The sequence below is a fragment of the Marinobacter gelidimuriae genome (assembly GCF_000372805.1).
In the GTDB taxonomy this organism is placed as follows: Bacteria; Pseudomonadota; Gammaproteobacteria; order Pseudomonadales; family Oleiphilaceae; genus Marinobacter; species Marinobacter gelidimuriae.
In genome coordinates, this window is record NZ_KB889831.1 from 1 (window position 1) to 2,799 (window position 2,799).

A 2,799-nucleotide genomic window follows, 5' to 3' on the forward strand; every position below is an offset into this window, starting at 1 on the left:
TGTGCATCCTTGGCCAAACAAACGATTTGACGGTATACACTCAAGATAGGAGCCGTATGCGTTAGTAGCGCACGTACGGATCTGTGCAGGGGGTGTCGGGTGACCGGCATTCCTACTGCGACCGTGTTTTCGAACTATTCTGCTGAATGAGAGCGGTACCGAACCCAGTGACCAGTTTCAATGTTCGCAACAAGCAGATAAAAAGCTGAAAGTGCTGTATTACGCCCGCCCTGAGGAACTTTGCGCTCGGGCCTTTGAAGCTTTTGTTGAAGACAGCAGGCCCAGCAACAGCTTCCTGGTGCGAGGCACTGTTTATTCGGATGAAGCGCAGGCCGGGTTGTACCCTAGAGGCCAGCATAGAGCCGCTATTAATGAAGCGTTTGAAAACTACTTCCAAGCCTTGGGCGCGGCTTTGTACCGGCAACAGGCTAAAGCTTGATGAAAACCGTGTTTGCTCATGTAGACTGCAACAATTTCTACGCTTCGTGCGAAAAGCTGTTCAGGCCAGACCTGCGGAATACTCCGATCGTGGTGCTATCCAACAATGACGGCTGCGTGGTTGCTCGATCGAAGGAAGCTAAAGCTCTGGGCATCAAAATGGGCGTGCCGGTTCACCAAATCAAATCAGAAATTCGCCAGTACGGCATACAACTATTTTCTTCTAATTACACACTCTACGGAGACATGAGCCACCGGGTGATGGTTACATTGGAAGCCTTGGCCCCACGAGTCGATGTTTACTCGATTGATGAAGCTTTCTTGGATATCACAGGCATTGATAAAGCGGTGTCTTTTGCAGACTTTGGTCGTCAAGTAAAAGACACTGTTTATCAGAATGTAGGCCTCCCCGTGTGTGTCGGGATTGCGCCCACCCGCACATTGGCCAAACTCGCCAACTACGCCGCCAAAAAATTCGCCGCTACTAAAGGCGTTGTCGATCTGACTGACCCGGCCAGACAGCGGAGACTACTGGCTATCGTGCCTGTAGAGGAAGTATGGGGGGTAGGGCGCAAGCTCAGCGTCAAACTTCAGGCGATGGGTATTACCAACGCACTTCAGTTGGCCGATACCGACCTAGCCACATTGCGCAAGCGCTTCTCTGTTGTTCTTGAGAGAACCGCTCGGGAGTTGAATGGAACTGCTTGCATCGCCTGGGACGATGCGCCATCACCAAAAAAGCAGATTATGTGCTCCCGTTCCTTTGGTCAGCCGCTACAGTCACTGCCGGACCTAGAAAAAGCTGTGGCTCACTATGCCACCCGAGCCACCGAAAAGCTTCGCGGTGGTCAGCAGTTTGCAGGTGAGTTGATTGTGTTTATCCGAACGAACCCATTTAGAACGAATGTCGCTCAGTATTCCAAAAGTGCATCCGTGAAACTGGTGAATTCGACACAGGATTCACGGTTGATCGTACAGCAGGCTTTGGGCCAGCTCCGCTCCATATACCGGAGCGGCTACGACTATGCCAAGGCAGGTGTGATGTTGAGTGAGCTTGTAGATGAAACGGGGTTGCAGGAGGATTTGTTTGAACCGCTTGGTACTGAGAACCTTGGCAGAGCCAAATCTGAACGACTGATGGCGGTGATGGATGAGATTAATCGAAAATCTCGGGCAACACTTTGTATGGCTAGGGCAGCGGGTCCAACTGCCTATGTCATGCGTCGAGAGCACTTATCACCGGCTTACACCACGGATCGAGCAGCGCTCCCAAAGGTACGGTGACTCGCGCTTTTGCAAATAGATGTCCGTCGCGCTTATCCAGACCCAGATCCAGGTGCGACCGCGCCCACTGCTCGATTTAACAGTATCTTTTGCTAACCAGATGATAATTTTGCTCTCAGTTGCGAAGGCAATTTTGAGCAAGCTATTCCCTGATTAACGGTAAACTGGATTTTTGAGCAAGCTTGCCAAGCCCAAACGGTGTCATTTTTACCATAGCAGCATTCCCTATTAATGCTGCCGCCATTCTTTGTGCGGTCCGAACAAAGAGAATGACTCTCGCTTCAAGATCAAGCAGGCGGAGCACCACATTCAACAGATCATTCTGATCACAACGATCGGCGTCATCAATTAGGAAGGTATTGGTGTTCAACTGGAACGCTGCATGTGTGTTTTTTGCAAGTTCATCTGAATAGCCGCGCAGACTTCTACTATCGAGCTTGCGGATTGAGTTCCCGTCCTCCGACATACATTCTGAAAGTGAGGATTTTCCTACGAAAGGGGAGCCTTCAAGAACAACGAGCGTGGGTAAATCATCATTACGACGGCAATCTAACCAAGCGTTAAGGCCGCTCAGAACCTCATCGATATTCATGAATGGCAGTCCTGGGTGAGTATGCCCGTTATGCCGATTAGCTTTTACAAGATCACGAGTATGATTCATATCAGACACTCATCCTTAAGTGTGTTTTTCTTTGTCCGGATTGAAACCGTATTGTATCAAAATTTGCTGAGAGGGGTGGCAAAATGCTACTCGCGCTCGAGCTATTTTAGAGAAGAATGCCAAGTAAAACGTCGGCCTACATCAGGCAATATGGCTTCGTTGAGCTGGTGATGGTTGCTGATGGTGGTGGCACCAACGCTGACTTCTGCCGGAAAAATATCCTAAACCTAAATTCTCCACTGCGTGCGCGGTGTGCCGGCGGAGCGAACGACAATTATGCGTGCCCGGCAACAACATCATCGGGGATGCTGAAAGACTAACTTTTCTGTCAAGAATTCCGCGATAATTCAGTTTCGAACCATTCAGAAATAACTGCCGCGGCCTTTTGAGAGGCCGAAGAGCCGGAACCTTCTTCG

3 protein-coding genes are annotated in these 2,799 nt (G+C 50.0%); 2 read left to right on the forward strand and 1 reads right to left on the reverse strand.

Annotation, left to right across the window (positions count from 1 at the left end; genetic code table 11):
- The first annotated feature begins 205 nt into the window (after window positions 1-205).
- A complete protein-coding gene (locus A3OI_RS23045; protein ID WP_267283267.1) occupies window positions 206-439 on the forward strand; it encodes an LPD1 domain-containing protein in 234 nt (77 codons plus the stop codon).
- On the forward strand, window positions 439-1,722 hold the full coding sequence (umuC, locus tag A3OI_RS0102570; protein ID WP_018402790.1) for a translesion error-prone DNA polymerase V subunit UmuC: 1,284 nt from the start codon (window positions 439-441) through the stop codon (window positions 1,720-1,722). The genes A3OI_RS23045 and umuC overlap by 1 nt, the downstream gene beginning before the upstream one ends.
- A gap of 142 nt (window positions 1,723-1,864) precedes the next feature.
- Here umuC and A3OI_RS0102575 read toward each other — a convergent pair whose 3' ends face one another.
- Complete coding sequence (locus A3OI_RS0102575; protein WP_018402791.1) at window positions 1,865-2,314, reverse strand: hypothetical protein; 450 nt, start codon at window positions 2,312-2,314, stop codon at window positions 1,865-1,867.
- Between the last annotated feature and the right edge of the window lie 485 nt (window positions 2,315-2,799).

What these genes read in the sequence shown, in the direction of transcription:
- umuC (WP_018402790.1), top strand. Translation starts at nt 439, where the DNA reads ATGAAAACCGTGTTTGCTCATGTAGACTGCAACAATTTCTACGCTTCG.
- A3OI_RS0102575 (WP_018402791.1), bottom strand. Translation starts at nt 2,314, where the DNA reads ATGAATATCGATGAGGTTCTGAGCGGCCTTAACGCTTGGTTAGATTGC.